16 protein-coding genes, 2 pseudogenes and 1 riboswitch are annotated in these 17,703 nt (G+C 73.2%); of the genes and pseudogenes, 6 read left to right on the plus strand and 12 right to left on the minus strand.

The window, feature by feature from the left end; all coding sequences use genetic code 11:
* Positions 1 to 75 precede the first annotated feature (75 nt).
* The 10 genes and pseudogenes from cobW to N4G63_RS13130 all read right to left on the minus strand — a co-directional run.
* A pseudogene (gene cobW / locus N4G63_RS13085) lies at positions 76 to 1,119 on the minus strand (cobalamin biosynthesis protein CobW); the annotation flags it as partial.
* 56 nt (positions 1,120 to 1,175) lie between these two features.
* Entirely contained in the window at positions 1,176 to 2,054 is an 879-nt protein-coding gene (locus N4G63_RS13090) for an ABC transporter substrate-binding protein (RefSeq protein WP_314599791.1), read from the minus strand.
* A 2-nt stretch (positions 2,055 to 2,056) separates the two neighbouring features.
* Positions 2,057 to 2,626, minus strand: a complete 570-nt coding sequence (gene cobO, locus N4G63_RS13095; RefSeq protein WP_260785919.1) for a cob(I)yrinic acid a,c-diamide adenosyltransferase — start codon at positions 2,624 to 2,626, stop codon at positions 2,057 to 2,059.
* A gap of 29 nt (positions 2,627 to 2,655) precedes the next feature.
* On the minus strand, positions 2,656 to 3,333 hold the full coding sequence (locus N4G63_RS13100; RefSeq protein ID WP_260785920.1) for an energy-coupling factor ABC transporter permease: 678 nt from the start codon (positions 3,331 to 3,333) through the stop codon (positions 2,656 to 2,658).
* Positions 3,334 to 3,390: 57 nt separating this feature from the next.
* Positions 3,391 to 4,182 (minus strand): ABC transporter ATP-binding protein, encoded by a 792-nt coding sequence (locus N4G63_RS13105; protein WP_260785921.1) that lies wholly within the window; start codon positions 4,180 to 4,182, stop codon positions 3,391 to 3,393.
* A gap of 58 nt (positions 4,183 to 4,240) precedes the next feature.
* Positions 4,241 to 5,329 (minus strand): FecCD family ABC transporter permease, encoded by a 1,089-nt coding sequence (locus N4G63_RS13110; protein WP_260785922.1) that lies wholly within the window; start codon positions 5,327 to 5,329, stop codon positions 4,241 to 4,243.
* The gene (locus N4G63_RS13115) at positions 5,326 to 6,240 is read right to left on the minus strand and encodes an ABC transporter substrate-binding protein (RefSeq protein WP_314599792.1); all 915 of its coding nucleotides are present in this window, start codon (positions 6,238 to 6,240) and stop codon (positions 5,326 to 5,328) included. The genes N4G63_RS13110 and N4G63_RS13115 overlap by 4 nt, the downstream gene beginning before the upstream one ends.
* Positions 6,234 to 6,836: a bifunctional adenosylcobinamide kinase/adenosylcobinamide-phosphate guanylyltransferase gene (locus N4G63_RS13120; RefSeq protein WP_443112055.1), complete on the minus strand. Its 603-nt coding sequence runs from the start codon at positions 6,834 to 6,836 to the stop codon at positions 6,234 to 6,236. Before N4G63_RS13120 ends, N4G63_RS13115 begins: the two co-directional genes overlap by 7 nt.
* Entirely contained in the window at positions 6,833 to 8,209 is a 1,377-nt protein-coding gene (locus N4G63_RS13125; RefSeq protein WP_260785924.1) for a cobyrinic acid a,c-diamide synthase CobB, read from the minus strand. The genes N4G63_RS13120 and N4G63_RS13125 overlap by 4 nt, the downstream gene beginning before the upstream one ends.
* A 13-nt stretch (positions 8,210 to 8,222) precedes the next feature.
* A complete protein-coding gene (locus N4G63_RS13130) occupies positions 8,223 to 10,037 on the minus strand; it encodes a TonB-dependent receptor domain-containing protein (protein WP_260785925.1) in 1,815 nt (604 codons plus the stop codon).
* Positions 10,038 to 10,172: 135 nt separating this feature from the next.
* Positions 10,173 to 10,433: riboswitch (cobalamin riboswitch) on the minus strand.
* 69 nt (positions 10,434 to 10,502) lie between these two features.
* Between N4G63_RS13130 and N4G63_RS13135 the strand changes: the two genes are divergently transcribed.
* From N4G63_RS13135 to N4G63_RS13150, 4 genes are all read left to right on the plus strand, one after another.
* Positions 10,503 to 10,769, plus strand: coding sequence for a coiled-coil domain-containing protein (locus tag N4G63_RS13135; protein ID WP_260785926.1), 267 nt, complete (start codon positions 10,503 to 10,505; stop codon positions 10,767 to 10,769).
* A gap of 7 nt (positions 10,770 to 10,776) precedes the next feature.
* Positions 10,777 to 11,103, plus strand: a complete 327-nt coding sequence (locus N4G63_RS13140; protein WP_260785927.1) for a cell division protein ZapA — start codon at positions 10,777 to 10,779, stop codon at positions 11,101 to 11,103.
* Positions 11,104 to 11,427: 324 nt separating this feature from the next.
* Positions 11,428 to 11,892 (plus strand): EVE domain-containing protein, encoded by a 465-nt coding sequence (locus N4G63_RS13145; protein WP_260785928.1) that lies wholly within the window; start codon positions 11,428 to 11,430, stop codon positions 11,890 to 11,892.
* A complete protein-coding gene (locus tag N4G63_RS13150) occupies positions 11,892 to 12,722 on the plus strand; it encodes a sulfite exporter TauE/SafE family protein (RefSeq protein ID WP_260785929.1) in 831 nt (276 codons plus the stop codon). The genes N4G63_RS13145 and N4G63_RS13150 overlap by 1 nt, the downstream gene beginning before the upstream one ends.
* A gap of 57 nt (positions 12,723 to 12,779) precedes the next feature.
* Here N4G63_RS13150 and N4G63_RS13155 read toward each other — a convergent pair whose 3' ends face one another.
* Together N4G63_RS13155 and N4G63_RS13160 are read right to left on the minus strand one after the other, a co-directional pair.
* A complete protein-coding gene (locus N4G63_RS13155; protein WP_260785930.1) occupies positions 12,780 to 13,805 on the minus strand; it encodes a sensor domain-containing diguanylate cyclase in 1,026 nt (341 codons plus the stop codon).
* Positions 13,806 to 14,079: 274 nt separating this feature from the next.
* Positions 14,080 to 15,363 (minus strand): ANTAR domain-containing protein, encoded by a 1,284-nt coding sequence (locus N4G63_RS13160; protein WP_260785931.1) that lies wholly within the window; start codon positions 15,361 to 15,363, stop codon positions 14,080 to 14,082.
* A 480-nt stretch (positions 15,364 to 15,843) separates the two neighbouring features.
* On the opposite strand from N4G63_RS13160, the gene N4G63_RS13165 reads away from it, so the two are divergent.
* Positions 15,844 to 16,146: a hypothetical protein gene (locus N4G63_RS13165; protein ID WP_260785932.1), complete on the plus strand. Its 303-nt coding sequence runs from the start codon at positions 15,844 to 15,846 to the stop codon at positions 16,144 to 16,146.
* A 214-nt stretch (positions 16,147 to 16,360) separates the two neighbouring features.
* A pseudogene (locus tag N4G63_RS13170) lies at positions 16,361 to 17,656 on the plus strand (NAD(P)/FAD-dependent oxidoreductase); the annotation flags it as partial.
* Positions 17,657 to 17,703: the final 47 nt, after the last annotated feature.

Genomic DNA, 17,703 nt, shown 5'->3' on the forward strand with positions numbered 1-17,703 from the left:
CTGGCCCGCGGGGGAGCCCGGGTGCGCCGCGGCATCACCGGCCGCACCGCCGGCCGCATCGCCGGCCGCATCGGCAGCCGCCAGTTCGGCCGCCAGCTCGGTTGCCAGCCGCGTGGCATCCAGCCCGGCGCCGATCAGCACCAGCTGGCTGAGGCGCGGCTCGTCGGCGCGCCAGGGGCGGTCGAACTGCGCGTCAAAACGCCGGCCGGCACCCTGCACCACCCAGCGCATGGCCGCACCGGGCAAGGCCACGAAGCCCTTCACGCGGTAGATGTCGTGGCGCGCCACCAGCGCCTGCAAGGCGGCCAGCAGCGGCTCGCGTGCGCTGACCTCGGGCCGCAGCACCACCGAGTCAAAGTCGTCGTGGTCATGGTCGTCCTCGTCGTCGTGGTGGGTACGGCGGCGGTCGATCAGGTCTTCGGTGGCATGGCCCAGGCCCAGCAGCAGGCTGGGTGACAGGCGCCCATGCTGGGCCTGCAGCAGCTTGACGCCGGCCGGCGCCTCGGCCTGCACCAGGGCCTGCACGGTCAGCAAGGCCCCGGCCGGCAGCGCATCGGTCTTGTTCAGCACCACCAGGTCGGCGGCGGCCAGCTGGTCGGCAAACAGTTCGGCCAGCGGCGACTCATGGTCGAGCTGCTCGTCGGCCAGGCGCTGGGCGGCCACGGCCTGCGGGTCGTCGGCAAAGCGGCCTTCGGCCACGGCGGGGGCGTCCACCACGGTGATCACCGCGTCCACCGTGAAGGCGTGGCGCAGCGCCGGCCATTGAAAGGCCTGCACCAGCGGCTTGGGCAGGGCCAGGCCGCTGGTCTCGATCACCAGGTGATCAATCTCGCCGCGGCGCTCGGCCAGTTGCGCCATCACCGGCGCGAACTCCTCCTGCACGGTGCAGCACAGGCAGCCGTTGGCCAGCTCGATCAGGCGCCCGTCGGGCTGGCCTTGTTCGTCGCAGCCGATGCCGCAGCCGCGCAGCAGTTCACCGTCGATGCCCAGCGCACCGAACTCGTTGACGATGACCGCGATGCGCCGACCCTCGGCGTGCGTGAGCAGATGGCGCAGCAGCGTGGTTTTGCCGGCGCCGAGAAAGCCGGTGACGATGGTGGCGGGAATCTTGTGCAGCATGGTGGCGTGGACAGGTTGGCGCCGCGGCGCGTGGATGGGCGGTGCAGGCGCCGGCTTCAGTTCGGGTTGGGCAGGGCCAGCAGGCAGTCAACCAGCATGTGGGCGGCCTCGGCCAGGCGCGGGCCGGGGCGCGACAGCAAATCCATGCGGCGTTCGTCCAGCAGGCACAGCCGGCCGTCGCGCAGCGCACCCATGCCGGCCCAGCCGGGGCGCTGCGCCGCCTCGGCCAGCGCGCTGCGCTGGCCGATCAGCAGCTCGGGCCGCTCGCGCAGCACCTGCTCGGGGTTCAGGCGCGGAAACAGCCCCGGCTCGGCCGCGGCAATGTTGTGCAGGCCCAGGCGCGCCAGCGTCTCGCCGATGAAGCTGCCGGCCCCGGCCGCCACACCGGGCGCCACCTCCAGGTAGACGCGCCGGCCGCGCCAGGGCGGCGGCACCCGCGCCGCGGCCGCGGCCAGGCCGCTGTCGATGCGCTGCACCAGCGCCTGGGCCTGCGCCGGCCGGCCCAGCGCCTCGCCCAGGCGCAGCAGGCTGCGGCGCAGATCGGCGTGGGTGCGGGCATCGATCAGCAGCACCGGCACGCCCAGCGCCTGCAGGCGATCGGCCACCCGGCTGCGCGGACCCAGCAGCACCAGATCGGGCCGCAGCGCCACCAGCTGCTCGAGGTGCGCTTCTTCCAGCCCGCCCACACGCGGCAGGCTGGCGGCCTCGGCCGGCCAGTCGCTGTGGCGATCCACGCCCACCAGCGCAGCGCAGCGCTCGAGCGCACACACCGCCTCGGTGAGCGAAGGCGCCAGCGTGACGATGCGCTGCGGCGGCGCCGCGGCCACCGCACCGGCGGCCAGGCACTGCACCAGCCCCCAGGCCAGGCCCAGCGGCAGCGCGCGCGCCGGCCGGGCGGCACGGGCGGCCGCCGGCATGGACAGCGCGGGCAGCACGTTCAATCCTCGATGCCGCGCTGCGCCGGCACGCCGGCCTCGAAATGGTGCTTGCGCTGGAGCATCTCGGTCACGGTGTCGGCGGCCGCCACCAGTTCGTCGGGCGCCTGGCGGCCGGTGAGCACCACGTGCACCTGGGGCGGCCGCTCGCGCAGGCAGGCCAGCACCTGATCCAGCGCGATCCAGCCATAGCGCAGCGGGTACATGATCTCGTCCAGCACCACCATGAACTGCGTGCCGCCGCGGATGCTGGCCTCGGCACGCTGCCAGCCGTCGCGTGCCAGCTGTGCGCTGTGCTCGAGATCGCGGCTCTTCCAGCTGAAGCCGTCGCCCAGGCCCTCGATCGGGATGCCCAGCTGCTCGAACAGCCGGTGCTCGCCGAAGCGCGCCGACGGCACCTTCATGAACTGGTACACCTTCACCGCCTTGCCGCGGCCATGGGCGCGCAAGGCCAGGCCGAAGGCCGCCGTGCTCTTGCCCTTGCCGTTGCCGGTGTGCACGATCACCAGGCCGCGCCGCTGGCCCTGGGCCTTGGGCGTGTCGCGCAGCAGCGGTGGCGTCTCGATCTGCATGTCGGGGTTCTCCGGGCGGATCTGGACGCTCAGGATGCGCGGTAGACGCGCGGCTCGAGCAGGCCCGCGTGCGGCAGGCGCTGCGCCGTGCGCGCCAGGGCCAGCAGGCCCAGATCCACCAGCGGCTCCAGCAGCGCCACGCCCAGGTAGGCAGCGCCGAAGCGGCCGATCTGCGCCAGGTTCTCGGCCCCCAGACCGCCGCCATACAAGGCCCAGAAGCCCACCCAGGCGACGATGCCGCCCTGGAAGGCCAGCGACAGGCGCAGCGCCTGGCCATAGCCGATGTCCACATAGGCCGTGCCGGCCGGGATGATGCGGCGTGCCAGCGCGGCCGTGGCCAGCAGCGGCAGCAGCAGCGTGGTGACGTTCATGCCGTACTGCGGCAGATCGGCCGGCGCAAACAGCAGGCCCTGGAGCAGCAGGCCCAGCGCCAGGCCCAGCGCGGCCGGCGCCGCGCCCAGCAGCAGCAGCAGGCTGCTGCCCATGATCAGGTGCAGCTCCGACACGCCCACCGGCTGGTGCCACAGCAGCTCGAAGAAGGCCAGCACGGCCGCCGTGCCCAGCAACGTGCGCAGCAGCGGGCCGGCCAGGCCCTCGCGCTGCACGGTCTGCCACATCAGCGTGGCCGCGCCGGCCAGCGCGGCGCTGCCGGTGGCCAGGCTCAGCCAGAGCTTGCCGGGGTCAACCAGTCCGGGTTCGATGTGCATCGGGTTCTCCTGCGTGGGTTGGAATGGGGGGAGTGAGCCGGCCGCGGGCGCGTGGCCTCAGGCCGTGTCGAGTGACAGCGCCACCTGGGGCCGGCCGTCAACCAGGCGCACCGACACCGCCTGCTCGAACACCTGCTCCAGGCTGCGGTGCAGCTGCGCATCGGTGGGCGGGCCATCGGCCATCAGCCGGCCACCGGCCAGCAGCAGCACGCGGTCGGCATGCAGCGCGATCGGCAGATCGTGCAGCACGGTCACCACGCCGTGGTCGGGCGCCAGGCGGCGAAACAGCCGCGCCAGCGCCACCTGGTGCGGGGCGTCGAGGTGGGTGGTGGGTTCGTCGAGCAGCAGCAGCGGCGCGTCGGTGGCCAGCACGCGCGCCAGCAGCACACGCTGGCGCTCGCCGCCCGACAGCGCCTGCAGCGGCCGCGCGGCCCAGGCGCTGCATTCGGTCAGCGCCATCGCGCGGGCGATGGCGGCCTGGTCTTCGGCCAGTTCGGCCGTGCTGCGCGGGCCGGCCAGGCCGCGGCGGGCAATGCGGCCCAGCGCCACGGTCTCGGCCACATCGAGATCGCCGCCGGCCTCGCCGGCCGGGCCAGTCTGCGCCAGCCAGGCGATGCGGCGCGCACGCTCGCGCGGTGGCCAGTCGGCCAGCGGCCGGCCATCGCACAGCACCTGGCCCTGGGCCGGTGCCAACAGGCCGGCCAGCGCGCGCAGCAGCGAGCTCTTGCCCGCGCCGTTGGGGCCGACGATGGCCGTCCAGCCGCGGCCGATGCGCAGGCTCAGGTCCTGCAGCACCGGCCGGCCGCCCAGCACCAGGCCCAGGCCCTGGGTTTGCAGCTCGAGGCTCACTGCGCACCCCTGCGCGCCATGCGCCGCACGAATCGCACCGGAGAACAGCGCAACCAACTCATGGCAAGGCCGCGCGCCGCCGCAGCAGCACGAACAGGTAGACGCCGCCAATCACCGCGGTGAGCACGCCCACCGGCAGCTCCTGCGGCGCGATCAGTGCGCGCGACAGCACATCGGCGGTGAGCAGCAGCACCGCCCCCATCAGGGCGCTGGCGCCCAGCAGCCAGGCATGGGCGCCCGGCGCATGGCGGCGCACCAGGTGCGGTGCCACCAGGCCCACAAAGGACACCAGGCCCACCTGCGACACCGCCAGCCCGGTGGCACCGGCCAGCGCCAGCACCAGCCACAGGCGCTCGCGGCCCAGCGCCAGGCCCAGGCTGCGGGCGCTGTCCTCGCCCAGGGTCAGGGCGTCCAGCACGCGGGCGCGGGCGGTGGCCAGGGCCAGCAGCGCGGCCAGGCCCAGCGCCATCAGCGTGCAGCCCTGCCAGCCCACGAAGCTGGTGCTGCCCAGCATGAAGGCCTGCTTGCCGCGCAGCGCATCGGGCGCCATGGTGGTGATCAGGTCGCTCACCGCGCCCAGCAGCACGCCCAGCACCACGCCGGCCAGCAGCAGGCGCAGCGATTGTTCGGCGCCGCGCGCCAGCAGCAGCGTCAGACCGATGCCCAGCCAGGCCCCGATGAAGGCCGCGGCCACCAGGCCCACGCGCTCGAGCCAGGCCGCGGTGGCCAGGCTGATGGCGCTGCCGGCCAGCGTGGCCGCGGCCAGTACCAGCACCACCGCCAGGCCGGCCCCGGCGGCCGAGCCCAGCAGGTAGGGATCGGCCAGCGGGTTGCGGAACAGGCCCTGCGCCAGCGCACCGGCCAGGCCCAGCAGCGCGCCCACCAGGGCCGCGCCCAGCGTGCGCGGCGCGCGGATCTGGCCCAGGATCAGGGCCGCCTGGTCGGCCAGCGGCGAGCCATCGGCCCGCCACCAGGCCTGCGCCTCGGCCCAGGTGGCCAGCGGCGCAAAGCCCTGGCTGCCGGTCACCAGGCCGGCCAGCAGGCCCAGCGCCACCAGCCCGGCCAGCACCAGCACCAGGCGGCGGCGCAGCGCCGCGGCACCGTGGCGCGGCGCCAGCGCCACCGGGGCGGCCAGGCTCAGGCTCATGGCCGCGCGCCCCCGCGCCGCGGCGGCAGCGCCTGCAGGCAATCGGCCAGCACCTCGGCGGCCTCGCCCATGCGCGGGCCGGGGCGGATCAGCAGCTCGTACTGCGGCGTCTCGAAGGCGCAGCGCTGGCGCTGCTGCAGCGCCGCCAGGCTGGCCCAGCCGGGGCGCGAGGCCATGTCGTCGGCCTCGCGGCGGGGCCCCATCACGATGTCGGGCCGCTCGCGCAGCACGTACTCGGGGTTGAGCTTGGGAAACGGCCCCATCGCCGGCGGCACGATGTTGCCCAGGCCCAGCCGCGCCAGCAGCTCGCCCATGAACGAGCTGGTGCCGGCCGCCCACGGCCCGCCGCCAATCTCGAAATACACCCGCTGGCCGCGCTGCGCCGCGGGCACACGCTGCGCGGCGGCCACGATGCGTGCATCGATCGTGGCCCACACCCGCTCGCCCTCGGCCGGCGTGCCCAGCAGGCGGGCCAGCAGGCCCAGGCTGCGGCGCACATCGGCCTGGGTCTCGCTCTTGAGCCGCACGACCGTGAAGCCCAGGGCCTCCAGCCGGTCGAGCGAGCGCGCCGAGGTGCTGGCCAGCACCACATCGGGCCGCAGCGCGGCAATGGCCTCGATCTGCACATCGTCCAGCCCGCCCAGGCGCGGCAGCCTGGCAATGGCCTCGGGCCAGTTGCTGTAACGGTCCACGCCCACCAGGCGCGCGCCGCCGCCCAGGGCCCACACGCTCTCGGTCAGCGAGGGCAGCAAGGTGACGATGCGCTGCGGTGGCGTGGCCAGGCGGTGCACCGTGCCGCGGTCGTCGCGGATCTCCAGCGGCGCCGCACTGGCCGCCAGCGGGCCCAGCCCCGGCAGGGCCAGCGCGGCCAGCAGCAGGCTGCGGCGCAGCCAGCGGTTGGACATCACCATGGCGCGGTCTCCTCGTTTTTCACGGTGAGCGGCAGGCCGGCCACCATCAGCGTCACGCGCGGGCACAGCGCGGCCACGGCCTGGTGCAGCGCACCCAGCGCGTCCACCACCTCGCGCACCGCGCGCTGCAGCGGCATCACGCCCTGGCCGATTTCATTGGACACCAGCACCACCGGCCCGGGCGCCGCGGCCAGCGCGCCCAGCAAGGCGGCGTGTTCGGCGGCCAGATCCTGCGGCGGCTCGCCCGGTGGCGGCATCAGGCACTGGCTGAGCCACAGGGTCAGGCAGTCGACCACCAGCAGGCGCTGCGGCGCGCTGTGCGCGGCCAGCGCCTGCGGCAGGCCACGCGGCACCGCCAGCGTGGCCAGTGCCGGCACGCGCTCGGCGCGGTCGGCCTGGTGGCGCGCAATGCGGGCGGCCATCTCGGCATCACCCGCCCAGGCGGTGGCCAGCAGCAGCGCCTGGTGCTGTGCCGATTGCGCCAGCCAGGCCCGCGCGCACAGCTCGGCGCGGCGCGACTTGCCGCTGCGCGCGCCGCCCAGGATCAGCTCGTGCGGCACGGCCCGCGCCACACCGTGAAGCCCGGCCACCGTCATGCCAGCACCCCGGGCAGAAACAGCTGCGCCGCCGCCTCGGGCGCCGATGCAAACCACGGGTGGAACCAGCTGGCACGCAGGCTGCCCTGCTGGTACACCGGCTCGCCACCGCCACCACCACCGCCACCACCACCGCCGGCATCGCGGCCCACCGCCACACGGGCGGGAACGGTATGCGCCCAGGGTCGCAACGGCGACTCGAAGCTCGACCAGTGAAAACTGTGGCCACGCAGTTGCCGGCCGCCGATCTGCAGCGCCTGCGGCCCCAGCGCGGCAATGCGCCGGCCCAGCGTGGCCGTGCCGGGCAGCAGATCCCACAGGCGGTGGGCCACGCCCTGGCCATCGACCAGGGTCTCGGCCAGGGCCATCATGCCGCCGCACTCGGCCCACAGCGGCCGGCCCAGCGCCAGGTGCGCGGCCACCTGGTCGCGCAGCGCATCGTTGGCGGCCAGGCGCGCGGCATGCAGCTCGGGGTAGCCGCCTGGCAGCCACAGCGCATCGCAGGGTGGCAGGGCCTGGCCGGCCAGCGGCGAGAAGAAGCTCAGCTCGGCACCCAGCGCCTGCAGCACCTGCAGGTTGGCCGGGTAGATGAACGCAAACGCGGCGTCGCGCGCGATCGCGATGCGCCGCCCGGCCAGCAGGCGCGGCGGCGCGGCCGGCGCGGCCACGCTGCCGGGGCCCGGCCAGTCGGGCAGGGATTCCAGCGTGGCCAGTGCCGTGCGGGCCAGTGCATCGGCCGCGGCATCCAGCCGCGCCAGCGCATCGGGCAGCTCGGCCGCCGCGGCCAGGCCCAGGTGGCGCTCGGGCAGGGCCAGCGCCGCATCGCGCGGCAGCGCGCCGCGCCAGGCATCGGCCGGGGCCAGTGCCTCGGCCAGCATGGCCGCGTGGCGGGCGCTGCCCACGCGGTTGGCCAGCACACCGGCCCATGGCAGCGGCGCCGGCGCCGCCTGGGCATCACGCCCGGGCCCCGGCCAGTGCCGCAGGCCATGCACGATGGCTCCGAAGGTGCCCGCCATGGCGCCGGCATCCACCACCGCCAGCACCGGCAGGCCGAAGCGGCGCGCCAGGTCGGCGGCGCTGGGCTGGCCGTCGTACAGGCCCATCACGCCTTCGACCACCACCAGGTCGGCCGCTTGTGCCGCGTCGTTCAGGCGTTGGGCACAGTCGGCCTCGCCATTGATCCACAGGTCCAGCGAATCCACCGGCGCCGCGCTGGCCAGCGCCAGCCAGGTGGGGTCGAGAAAGTCGGGCCCGCACTTGAAGGCGCGCACACGCTGGCCGGCGCGGGCAAAGCGCCGCGCCAGCGCGCAGGCCACGGTGGTCTTGCCCTGGCCCGAGGCCGGGGCAGCCACCAGCACGGCCTTGGTCTTCATCGCCCGGTGGCCCTCAGAGCGTCCAGCGCAGGCCGACCTGCCCCGTGCGCCCGCTGCTGGCGTAGGTGCGCGCCGTCTCGTAGCGCTGGTCGGTCAGGTTGTCGACGCGCACCTCGATGCGCAGCCCGGCCATCAGCGCATGCTCGGCGCGCAGGCCCAGCAGGCCGTAGCCGGCGAGGGTCTTGTTGTCGATGTCGTAGCGCTGACCGCTGGCGCGCCAGTCCAGGCCCAGCTCCCAGCCGGCCAGCGTGGTGTCGGCGGCCAGCGTGCCGGTCACCCGGGCGCGGCGCGCCAGCAGGCGGTCGGTGTCCAGATTGCGCGGGTCGTGGTAGTCGAGGCTGGCGCTCAGCGCCACACCGGCCAGGCGCGTGAGGCCGGCCAGGGTCACGCCCTGCAGCCGCGCGCGGCCCACGTTGTTGTAGCAGCCGCCCCAGGTGGGGTCGTCCAGACGCGACTTGCAGTCGCCGCTGCCGGTCCAGTCGATCAGGTTGCCCACGCGGTTGCGAAACACCACCAGGCTGGCCTCGCTGGCGCCGGCCTGCCAGCGCAGGCTGGCCTCGACGTTGCGGCTGGTCTCGGACTTCAGGCTGGCGTTGCCGTAGTCGCTGAAGCGCTGAAACAGCGTGGGCGCGCGAAAGGCGCTGGCCGCGCTGAGCCCCACGCGCCAGGTCGGCGCAAAGCCCCAGCCCCAGGCCAGGCTGGCGGTGGGCTTCTTGCCGAACTCGCTGTCGCGGTCATGCCGCCAATGGGCCTGCCATTGCTGGCTGCCCCAGCGTGCGCGCCAGCTCAGGGCCAGCGCGTCCTGGTGGCGCTGGCCGGCCAGCGTCGGGCTGTACTGGGTGGACGGGTTCAGCAGCTCGTCCTCGCGGCGCTCGAGCAGCGCACCCAGCTGCTGGTTGGCGCCCAGCGCCAGATCGTGCTGCAGCAGCCAGTGGCGCTGCTGGGTCTCGGTGCGGTAGTACGACGGCTGGGTTTCATAGGTGTTGCGGGTTTCGCCCAGCTGGGCCCGGGTGACCGAGCCATCGGCCCAGCGCCCGCTCCATCCGGCACCGGCCACTTGCAGGCTGTGGCGCGACACATCGTCGACACCGGCCGTGCCGTCGTACTGCGCACGCAGCCGGCCGCTCAGCCATTGGGCATCGAGGCGCTGGCCCGGCGCCAGATCCAGCCCCACACCGGCCTGCACGCCCTGCCGGCGCCAGCCATCGCGGTCGGGGTTGCGGCTCGGGCGGGCGTCAAGGCCATCGGCCTGCTCGGCCATCACCGACAGCGCGCCGTCCAAGGCACCAGCCTTGCCGGACAGCGCCGCGCGGCCGCGCAGCAGGCCCTCGCTGCCGGCCGTCAGCGCGGCGCTGGCACTGGTTTTTCCAGCCTCGCGGCGGGTGAACAGCTGCACCACACCGGCAATGGCGTCAGAGCCGTAGATCGCCGCGGCCGGGCCGCGCAACACTTCCACGCGCTCCACCAGGTCCAGCGGCAGCAGCTCCCACGGCGCGCCGCCGGTGCTCTGGCCGTCGACCCGCAGGCCGTCGATGTACACCGCCACATGCCGCGTCTCGCTGCCGCGCACGAACACGCTGGTGGTCGAGCCGCTGCCGCCGTTGCGCGCCAGCTCCATCCCCGGCAGGCGCACCAGCAGGTCGCCCAGGTTGATGGCGCCGCTGCGCTCGATGGCGTTGCGGTCGAGCACCGACACATCGGCCAGCACATCGGCCGCCGCCTGCGGCGCCCGCGCCGCGGTGACCACCACCGATTGCGCCGAAGAAGGTGACGATGGTGAGGCCTGGGCCAATGCCGCCGAAGCAGCCAGGCACAGCAGCGCCGCCACGGAAGTTGCACGCAGGCGAACGAACGGGGCCCGATGGCCCGACAAGCAGATGGACATGTGAAACGAGGAAATGCAGCAGCCTGTGCCTGGCCGCTTCCCCGCGGCCGAGCACGTCATGGTGGGCCGCGCATGGCGCGGCACACCCCCTCGTTGGCCGGTATCCGGGCTGGCGGAGACAACCCCTGTGGCCTTCCCGGCTCATCAAAGAACCAGTGGCATGCGACACAGGAGCGGGGGCCCGATCCAGCCGATTGGCCAGACACGAACCCCGTCCGCTTACCGTTGCGGGGGCAGCGCAGGTTGGGTCTCGTCCGGAGGACGGCAGACCTTCCTGCTTCCCGTTTAACCGGGCCATGACGACGCACGACCCGAAGCACCAACGTGGGCCGAATGCTAACAGCCGACGCTGTCACGACGCCTACAATCGAGCAACACTCCCTGAACCCGGGGCCGACCCCAGCGTCCATGTCCAGTCTCGAAGACCTTGCCGACCGCATCGAACGACTCGTGCTGCGGCATGAGGAGTTGAAGCGCACCAATGCGCTGCTGCAGCAGCAGCTCGACGGCGTGAGCACCGAGCGCGACAGCCTGCGCTCGCGCCTGGCCGCAGCGCGTGCGCGCATCGACGCCCTGCTCGACCGCCTGCCGCCCGAACCGCTGGCCGTGCCGGTGGCGCCGGCCGCCCGCAACGCCACGCTCGACGACGCGCTGCCCGCCAGCGGCCAGGAATGACCCGCGCATGAAGCAGATCGAAGCCACCATCCTGGGCCAGAGCTACATGCTGGCCTGCCCGCCCGGCGGCGAGCGCCTGCTGCTCGACGCCGTGGCCATCGTCGACCGCGAGATGAGCGCCATCCGCGATGCCGGCAAGGTCAAGGCGCGCGAGCGCATTGCCGTGCTCACCGCACTGAACCTGGCCTACCAGCAGGCCGAGCGCGCCAGCGCGCCGGCCCCGGCCACGCAGCCCGGCCCAGCGGGCTCGGCGGCCGAGCACACCAGCCTCGATCTGGCACCGCTGATCCGGCGCATCGACGCTGCCCTCGGCGACGACGGCCACCTGCTCTGAAGCCTGCGCCACAGCGCCCTGGCACAAGCCGGTGCCGCGTGATCTGCTGCACGCCATTGCCCCTGCCGCGCACTGCGTCAAGCACTCGCCCAAGCCACCGGACGGGGCATAGAATGGACTCGTCCGTTGTGTTGCTGGGGGCTTGATTTCCCTGAACCGATGCTCGTTGAGCTAGGGCTTGGAAATTGCGAAGCTGGTGCGATCGTCTCGCGTCAGATGAACCCGAAGCCTTGCTGACCTCGCCCACCTGAATCTGACCATAAGGGTTCAGGAATGCGGCTCCCGGTGCGCAACGGACACCCCCCTCCCCCCCGCTGTCTGCCGATGCGCGCCTTCTGGCTGATGAAGAGCGAGCCCGCCGAGTGCTCGATCGATGACCTGGCGCGTGCCCCCGGCCACCGTGTGCCCTGGATCGGCGTGCGCAACTACCAGGCCCGCAACTTCATGCGCGATGTGATGCGCGTGGGCGATGGCGTGTTGTTCTACCACTCGTCCTGCCCCGTGCCGGGCATTGCCGGCCTGGCCGAGGTGGCCAGCGCGCCGCATGCCGACGACAGCCAGTTCGACCCCGCCAGCCCCTACCACGACCCCAAGTCGAGGCCCGAGGCCCCGCGCTGGCAATGCGTGGATGTGCGCCTGCTGCGCAAGACCCGGCTGCTGGCGCTGACCGAGATGCGCGCCCTGCCGCAACTGGCCACGATGCAGGTGCTGCAGCGCGGCAGCCGCCTGTCGATCACCCCGGTCACGCCGGCCGAATGGGCCAGCGTGAACGCCTTGCTGGAAGCTTGATGCCGTCGTTCCTGACCCTGCTCGATCCCACCCTGGTGCTTGAACTGCTGCTGCTGGGCAGCGTCACCGGCTTTCTCGCGGGCCTGCTGGGCATTGGCGGCGGCATGCTGATGGTGCCCTTTCTGACCATGATCTTCAGCGGCCGTGGCGTGCCCGCGGGCATGGCCGTGAAGATGGCCATCGCCACCTCCATGGCCACCATCCTGTTCACCTCGATCTCCAGCGTGCGTGCCCACCACCAGCGCGGCGCGGTGCGCTGGCCACTGGTGCGGCAGTTCGCCCCGGGCCTGGTGGCCGGCGGCCTGCTGGCGGGCGCCGGCGTGTTTGCGTTGCTCAAGGGCCATTGGCTGGCGCTGGTGTTCGCGGCCTTCGTCGGCTTTTCGGCCACGCAGATGCTGCGCAACAAGAAGCCCAAGCCCAGCCGCCAGATGCCCGGTGCCGCGGGCACGGCGGCCGTGGGCACCGGCATCGGTTTCGTGTCGGGCCTGGTGGGTGCCGGCGGCGCCTTCGTTTCGGTGCCCTTCATGACCTGGTGCAACGTGCCGATGCACAACGCCGTAGCCACCAGCGCGGCGCTGGGTTTTCCGATCGCCCTGGCCAACACGGCGGGCTACATCGTGGCCGGCTGGAACCTGCCTTCGCCGCTGCCCGGCACGCTGGGCTATGTGATGCTGCCGGCGCTGGCCACCCTGGCGCTGGCCAGCGTGTTCACGGCGCCGCTGGGTGCGCGCACGGCGCATGCCATGAACGTGGCGCAGCTCAAGCGCGTGTTCGCGGTGCTGCTGTATGGCCTGGCCAGCTACATGGCCTGGCGCGCCTTCTCGGCCTGAAGCCGAGGGCGGCCGACCCAACCCGCGCCGCCGGCGCGCCGGCCGCGGCGGCAAGGCTCAGCTGGGCTCGAAGCGGATGCTGGCCAGCGCCACGGTGTTGCCGCCGCGGCGACGGGCCTCGGCCAGCGCCGACTGGCAGGCGGCCACCAGCTCATCGGGCCCATGGGCCGTGTGCGGAAAGCTGGCCACGCCCATCGACACCGAGAACTCCAGTCGCTCGCCATCGAGCAGCACGATCTGCGTGGCGCATTGGCGGCGCAGACCTTCCATGCGCGAGTGGGCGGTGGCCAGGCCCACGCCCGACAACAGCACCGCAAAGTGGCGGTCGTCGAGCCGGCACGAGGCGTCCATTGCACGGGTGTTGCCGCGCAGCAGTCGGCCCATGGCCTCGCAGATGCAGGTATGGGCGCGCTCGCCCAGCGCCGCCACGCGCGCACCGGCCGGATCGAGCGACATGTGCACCAGCGCGAACTCGCGGTGCTCGCGCACCGACAGGTCGAGCTCGCGGCGCATCTGGTCGTCGAAATGGGCGCGGGTATTGAGGCCGCTGGCCAGATCGCGCAGGCTTTGCTCGCCGGCCTCGCGGCGCAGGTGCTCGTTGGCGTTTTGCAGTTGCTCGAGTTGCGCGAGCGCCTGGGCCAGTTGCTGCTCGCGCTGGCGCGCGGGGGCCTGGTCTTGCCACAGGCTCATCACCAGCGCACGGCCGGCACCCTGGCCGGCCACACGCAGCACGTTGAAATCACGGCGTTCGCCGCGATGCTCGAAACGGTGCTCGCTGGTGAACAGCCCGCCCTGGGCCAGGGCGGTCTGGTCGGCGGCACGCAGGGCCGGCACGGCAACGGGCTCGAACAGCTCGGCGTCGCTGCGGCCGGTGACCTCATCGACCGGCCGGCCCATCAGCGCGGCGAAGGCGGCGTTGGCCATCAGATAACGGCCGTCGTCGGCGGCTTTGACCGCCAGCGGCCAGCCCTGCTGCAGGGCCATGCCCTGCAGGGCCTGGGCCTGCATGCCGAGCACCGAGGCGGTGATGGCGGCATCGACCACCGGCAGGGCGCGGTCGGACACGGAGGGGGCGGCGATCATGGCGAGCGATTCAGGCGATGGGCTTGGGCGTACCGCGGGGTCAATCGATTCTGGGCAGCACGGAGCCCCTTCGACAAGCGCAGCCGTGGCTGCACCCCTAGCTTCAATCATACCCAGCGAGGCCCCCTGCACCGGGCCTGCCGCGCTGGGAACAACTGCGCGTTTGCCCGGCATTTCGTGTGAAGAACAGCAGCGCGTCACGCTGCAACATAGGGGGCCGCGAAGCGGGCTTCAGCCCCCTTTGACCGGCCAGTTCTGGCCCGGCCCCGCACCATCAGCCCAGCAGGCCCTGCATGCTGTGCTGGTAGAGCGCGGTGAGCTCCTCGAAGCTGGCCAGCAAGGCCTCGCTTTCGCGTGCCAGCTGGCGCGCCGCCTCGTGCGGCTCGATGCCCGCCGCGGCGCGGCGCACCGCGTCGAGCATGCGCTGCCACTGGCCACGGGCACGGGCCTGCACGGCGCGGATCTCGGCCGTGCTCAGCGGTGCCTGTTCCAGCCACACCAGAGCCTGCTCGAAGCCGTGCATGGCCTGCACCGCGGCACCGGCCTGCGCATCGGCCGCCGCACCCTGCAGCTGCCCGGCCAGCAGGGCCTGCTTGGCCAGGCGCTGCGGCAGCATGCGCTGGCGGCCGCAGACATTGACCACATGCAGATGCGGCCGGGCGCTGGCGTGTTCGAGCGCGGCGGTCAGCGCATCGGCGGCGTCGAGCAGCTGTTCGGCCAGCGCATCCACCTGGGCCAGATGGCTGGTCACCGCGCTGTCGGCCACCAGGGCTTCCAGCGCGGGCCAGGCCACCTGCACGGCCTGCAGGCGCTCGGCCGCCGGCCCGCGCAGGCCCAGGCCGGCCAGCATCTCCAGCGCCGCCTTCACGCGCTGCACGCTGTCGGCCAGCCACTCGTCGGCGCGATGGCGCTCCACATCGATGGCACGCAGCGCCAGGGCCTTGACCAGGCGCTGCGACAGCATGCGCAACTGGCCGGCGCGGTTGACGGCCTCGGCGGCCTGGGCGGCCTCGATCAGCCCGCGCGAGACTTCGCCCAGGCGCAGATTGGCATGCATGGACGCCGTGCGCAGCACCGCGAACGCCTGCTCCTCGCTGAGCTGCTGGTGCTGCATCAGCACGCCCTTGGCGCGGTCGACCCACTTGCGCTCGTCCAGGCGCGTGGCGGCGGCCTGCAGCTCGGTCTGCTGTCGTTGGGCCTGCGCAAAGCGCAGGCTGGCCCAGCGCAGGGCATCGGCCACGGCCTGGGGCTGCGGCGGGCCGGGCAGCCAGGCCTGCACCTGCGCCTGCAGCAAGGGGCCCAGATCGTCGGGCAGGCGGTCCGGACCCAGCAGCAGCAGCGGGCGTGGCGCGGTCTGCGCCAGCAGCTGCAGGGCGGCCAGGGTCTCGGGGTCGAGGGTGTCGGCCTGCACGGCGACCGCTTCCGGTGCGAGCCGCACGACCTCGCGCACCAAGTTGCGGCATTCACAGCTGCCGCACACCGTCAGGCCGGCGGGGCGCAACAGCGGCTCGAGGGCCTGGGCGGTGGCAAGGTCAGGGGCAGCGAGCAGCAGCGTCATCGGAGGTGATCGATCGCGACGGGGGGCCCATCGCCGTGGAAACAAGTGCAAGCATAGGACACGCCCAGTGGCGCCGCGGCCACGCACCGGCCTGGGTGGCACGGATGTTGCGGCACTTTCGGCAACGCCACGGTGTGACGACGCACCCGTTCCGGCATCTGCCGGAGGCCTGGCCCGAATTTCCGCCCGCTCCGGCGGACTGCCTGGCGCAGGCGCCTGGGCATCCCCGGTCGACCGCGGCAAGGCCCAGCTGGCCACCGATGTCCGCCAATCCGGGCCCCGCCAAGTCGGGGCCGAAGCGCCTGAAGACGGGCCGCCCGCGGCATCCCACCCCACCCTTCCTGTGACGCACCTGACGTGCATGGCACGCGTGCGCTCGTGCGATGAATCACAACCGACACGGCTTTCAGAAACCAGCACAGCCCATGCCGACGCTAGTCTCGTCAGGCGGTCGGGGCTTGCACCGATCTGCAGAAGGACATGGCCATGGAACAAGGCACGCTGCTGAAGATTGCGCGACTGCGCACCCTGTCAGCGCGCAACGGCAAGGCATTCGATGTGGTGCGCTTCGCCACCGACCGGCAGTTTGCGCGCGAGACCTTGACCCAGGTGCTGGACACCGACGACGAGCAGGTGCTGATGCTGGGCCTGGAGCTGATGGACGCACTGAAGATGGTGACGCTGGACGCTCCGCCGGTGGCCAGCCCGGCGCCAGCGGCCACGCCGGCCGCACCGAGTCCGACCGATACCACCGCCATGCGCTACATCGGCCGGCTGCGCTAGCACCGGCCCGGTGCGCCGCTGCCACCGGCATGCGCGCCGCACATAACGGCTCGTGCGCCGCGCACACCGCGTCGTGCGCCATCGGCACCGCGCGCAGGGGCTGGCAATGAGCGCGCCGCAGACCGACCGCCCCGCCGCCGTGGCGCTGGACACGCCGGCGGACCTGGCCGAGGCGCCGGGCCGCCGCTTGAGGCTGGTGCTGGTGGGCAATGGCATGGCCGGCGTGCGCACGCTGGAAGAGCTGCTGAAGATCGCGCCCGGCCTGTACGACATCACCGTGTTCGGCGCCGAGCCGCACCCCAACTACAACCGCATCCTGCTGTCGCCGGTGCTGGCCGGTGAGCAGACGCTCGACGAGATCGTGCTCAACCCGCTGAGCTGGTATGCCGAGCACGGCATCACGCTGCACCTGGGCAAGAAGGTCACGCAGATCGATCGCCGGCGCCGCGTGGTGTGGGCCGACGACGGCACCCAGGCGCCCTACGACCGCCTGCTGATCGCCACCGGCAGCACGCCCTTCATGCCCCCGATGCCGGGGCACGACCTGGCCGGCGTGATCGCCTACCGCGACATCGCCGACACCCACACCATGATCAACACCGCCCGCACCCACCGGCATGCGGTGGTGATCGGTGGCGGCCTGCTGGGCCTGGAGGCCGCCAACGGCCTGGCGCTGCGCGGCATGCAGGTGACGGTGGTGCACATCGCGCCGTGGCTGATGGACCGCCAGCTCGACGAGGTGGCCGCCGGCCTGCTGCGCCGCAGCCTCGAGGCGCGCGGCCTGGCGTTCCGGGTCGGCACCCACACCCAGGCCCTGCTGGGCGACGCCAGCGGCCGCGTGGCGGCCGTGCGGTTCAAGGACGGCAGCGAGCTGCCAGCCGACCTGGTGGTGATGGCCGCGGGCATCCGGCCCAACACCGCGCTGGCGCGTTCGATCGGCCTGCACTGCGCCCAGGACGGCCGCGGCGGCATCAGCGTCAACGACACACTGCAGACCGTGACCGACCCGCGCATCTACGCGGTGGGCGAATGCGCCGCGCACCGCGGCGTGGCCTACGGCCTGGTGGCGCCGCTGTTCGAGCAGGGCCAGGTGTGCGCCACGCACCTGGCCGAGGTGGGCATCGGCCGCTACGGCGGCAGCCACACCAGCACCAAGCTCAAGGTCACCGGCATCGATCTGTTCTCGGCCGGCAACTTCATGGGCGGCAGCGCCGAGCAGGGCTTCGAGGAGATCGTGCTGCACGATCCGCCGGCCGGGGTCTACAAGAAGCTGGTGCTGCGCCACGACAAGCTGGTGGGGGCCTGCCTGTACGGCGACACCGCCGACGGCAGCTGGTACTTCCGCCTGCTGCGCGAGGGCCGCAACATCGCCGCACTGCGCGACTGGCTGATCTTTGGCGAGCACAGCGCCGGCGTCGTGGCCGCCACCCAGTCGGCCACGCCGGACGCCATGCAGAACGCCACGCCGGACGCCTTGCCGGCCGGCGCCGAAGGCAGCGCCGCCGCCACCGCCACTAGCGGCACCCCCACCGACCCATCGGGCCAGCGCCTGGCCTG

Origin of the sequence: Aquabacterium sp. OR-4 (assembly GCF_025290835.2) — a bacterium.
Classification (GTDB): Bacteria; Pseudomonadota; Gammaproteobacteria; order Burkholderiales; family Burkholderiaceae_C; genus Pseudaquabacterium.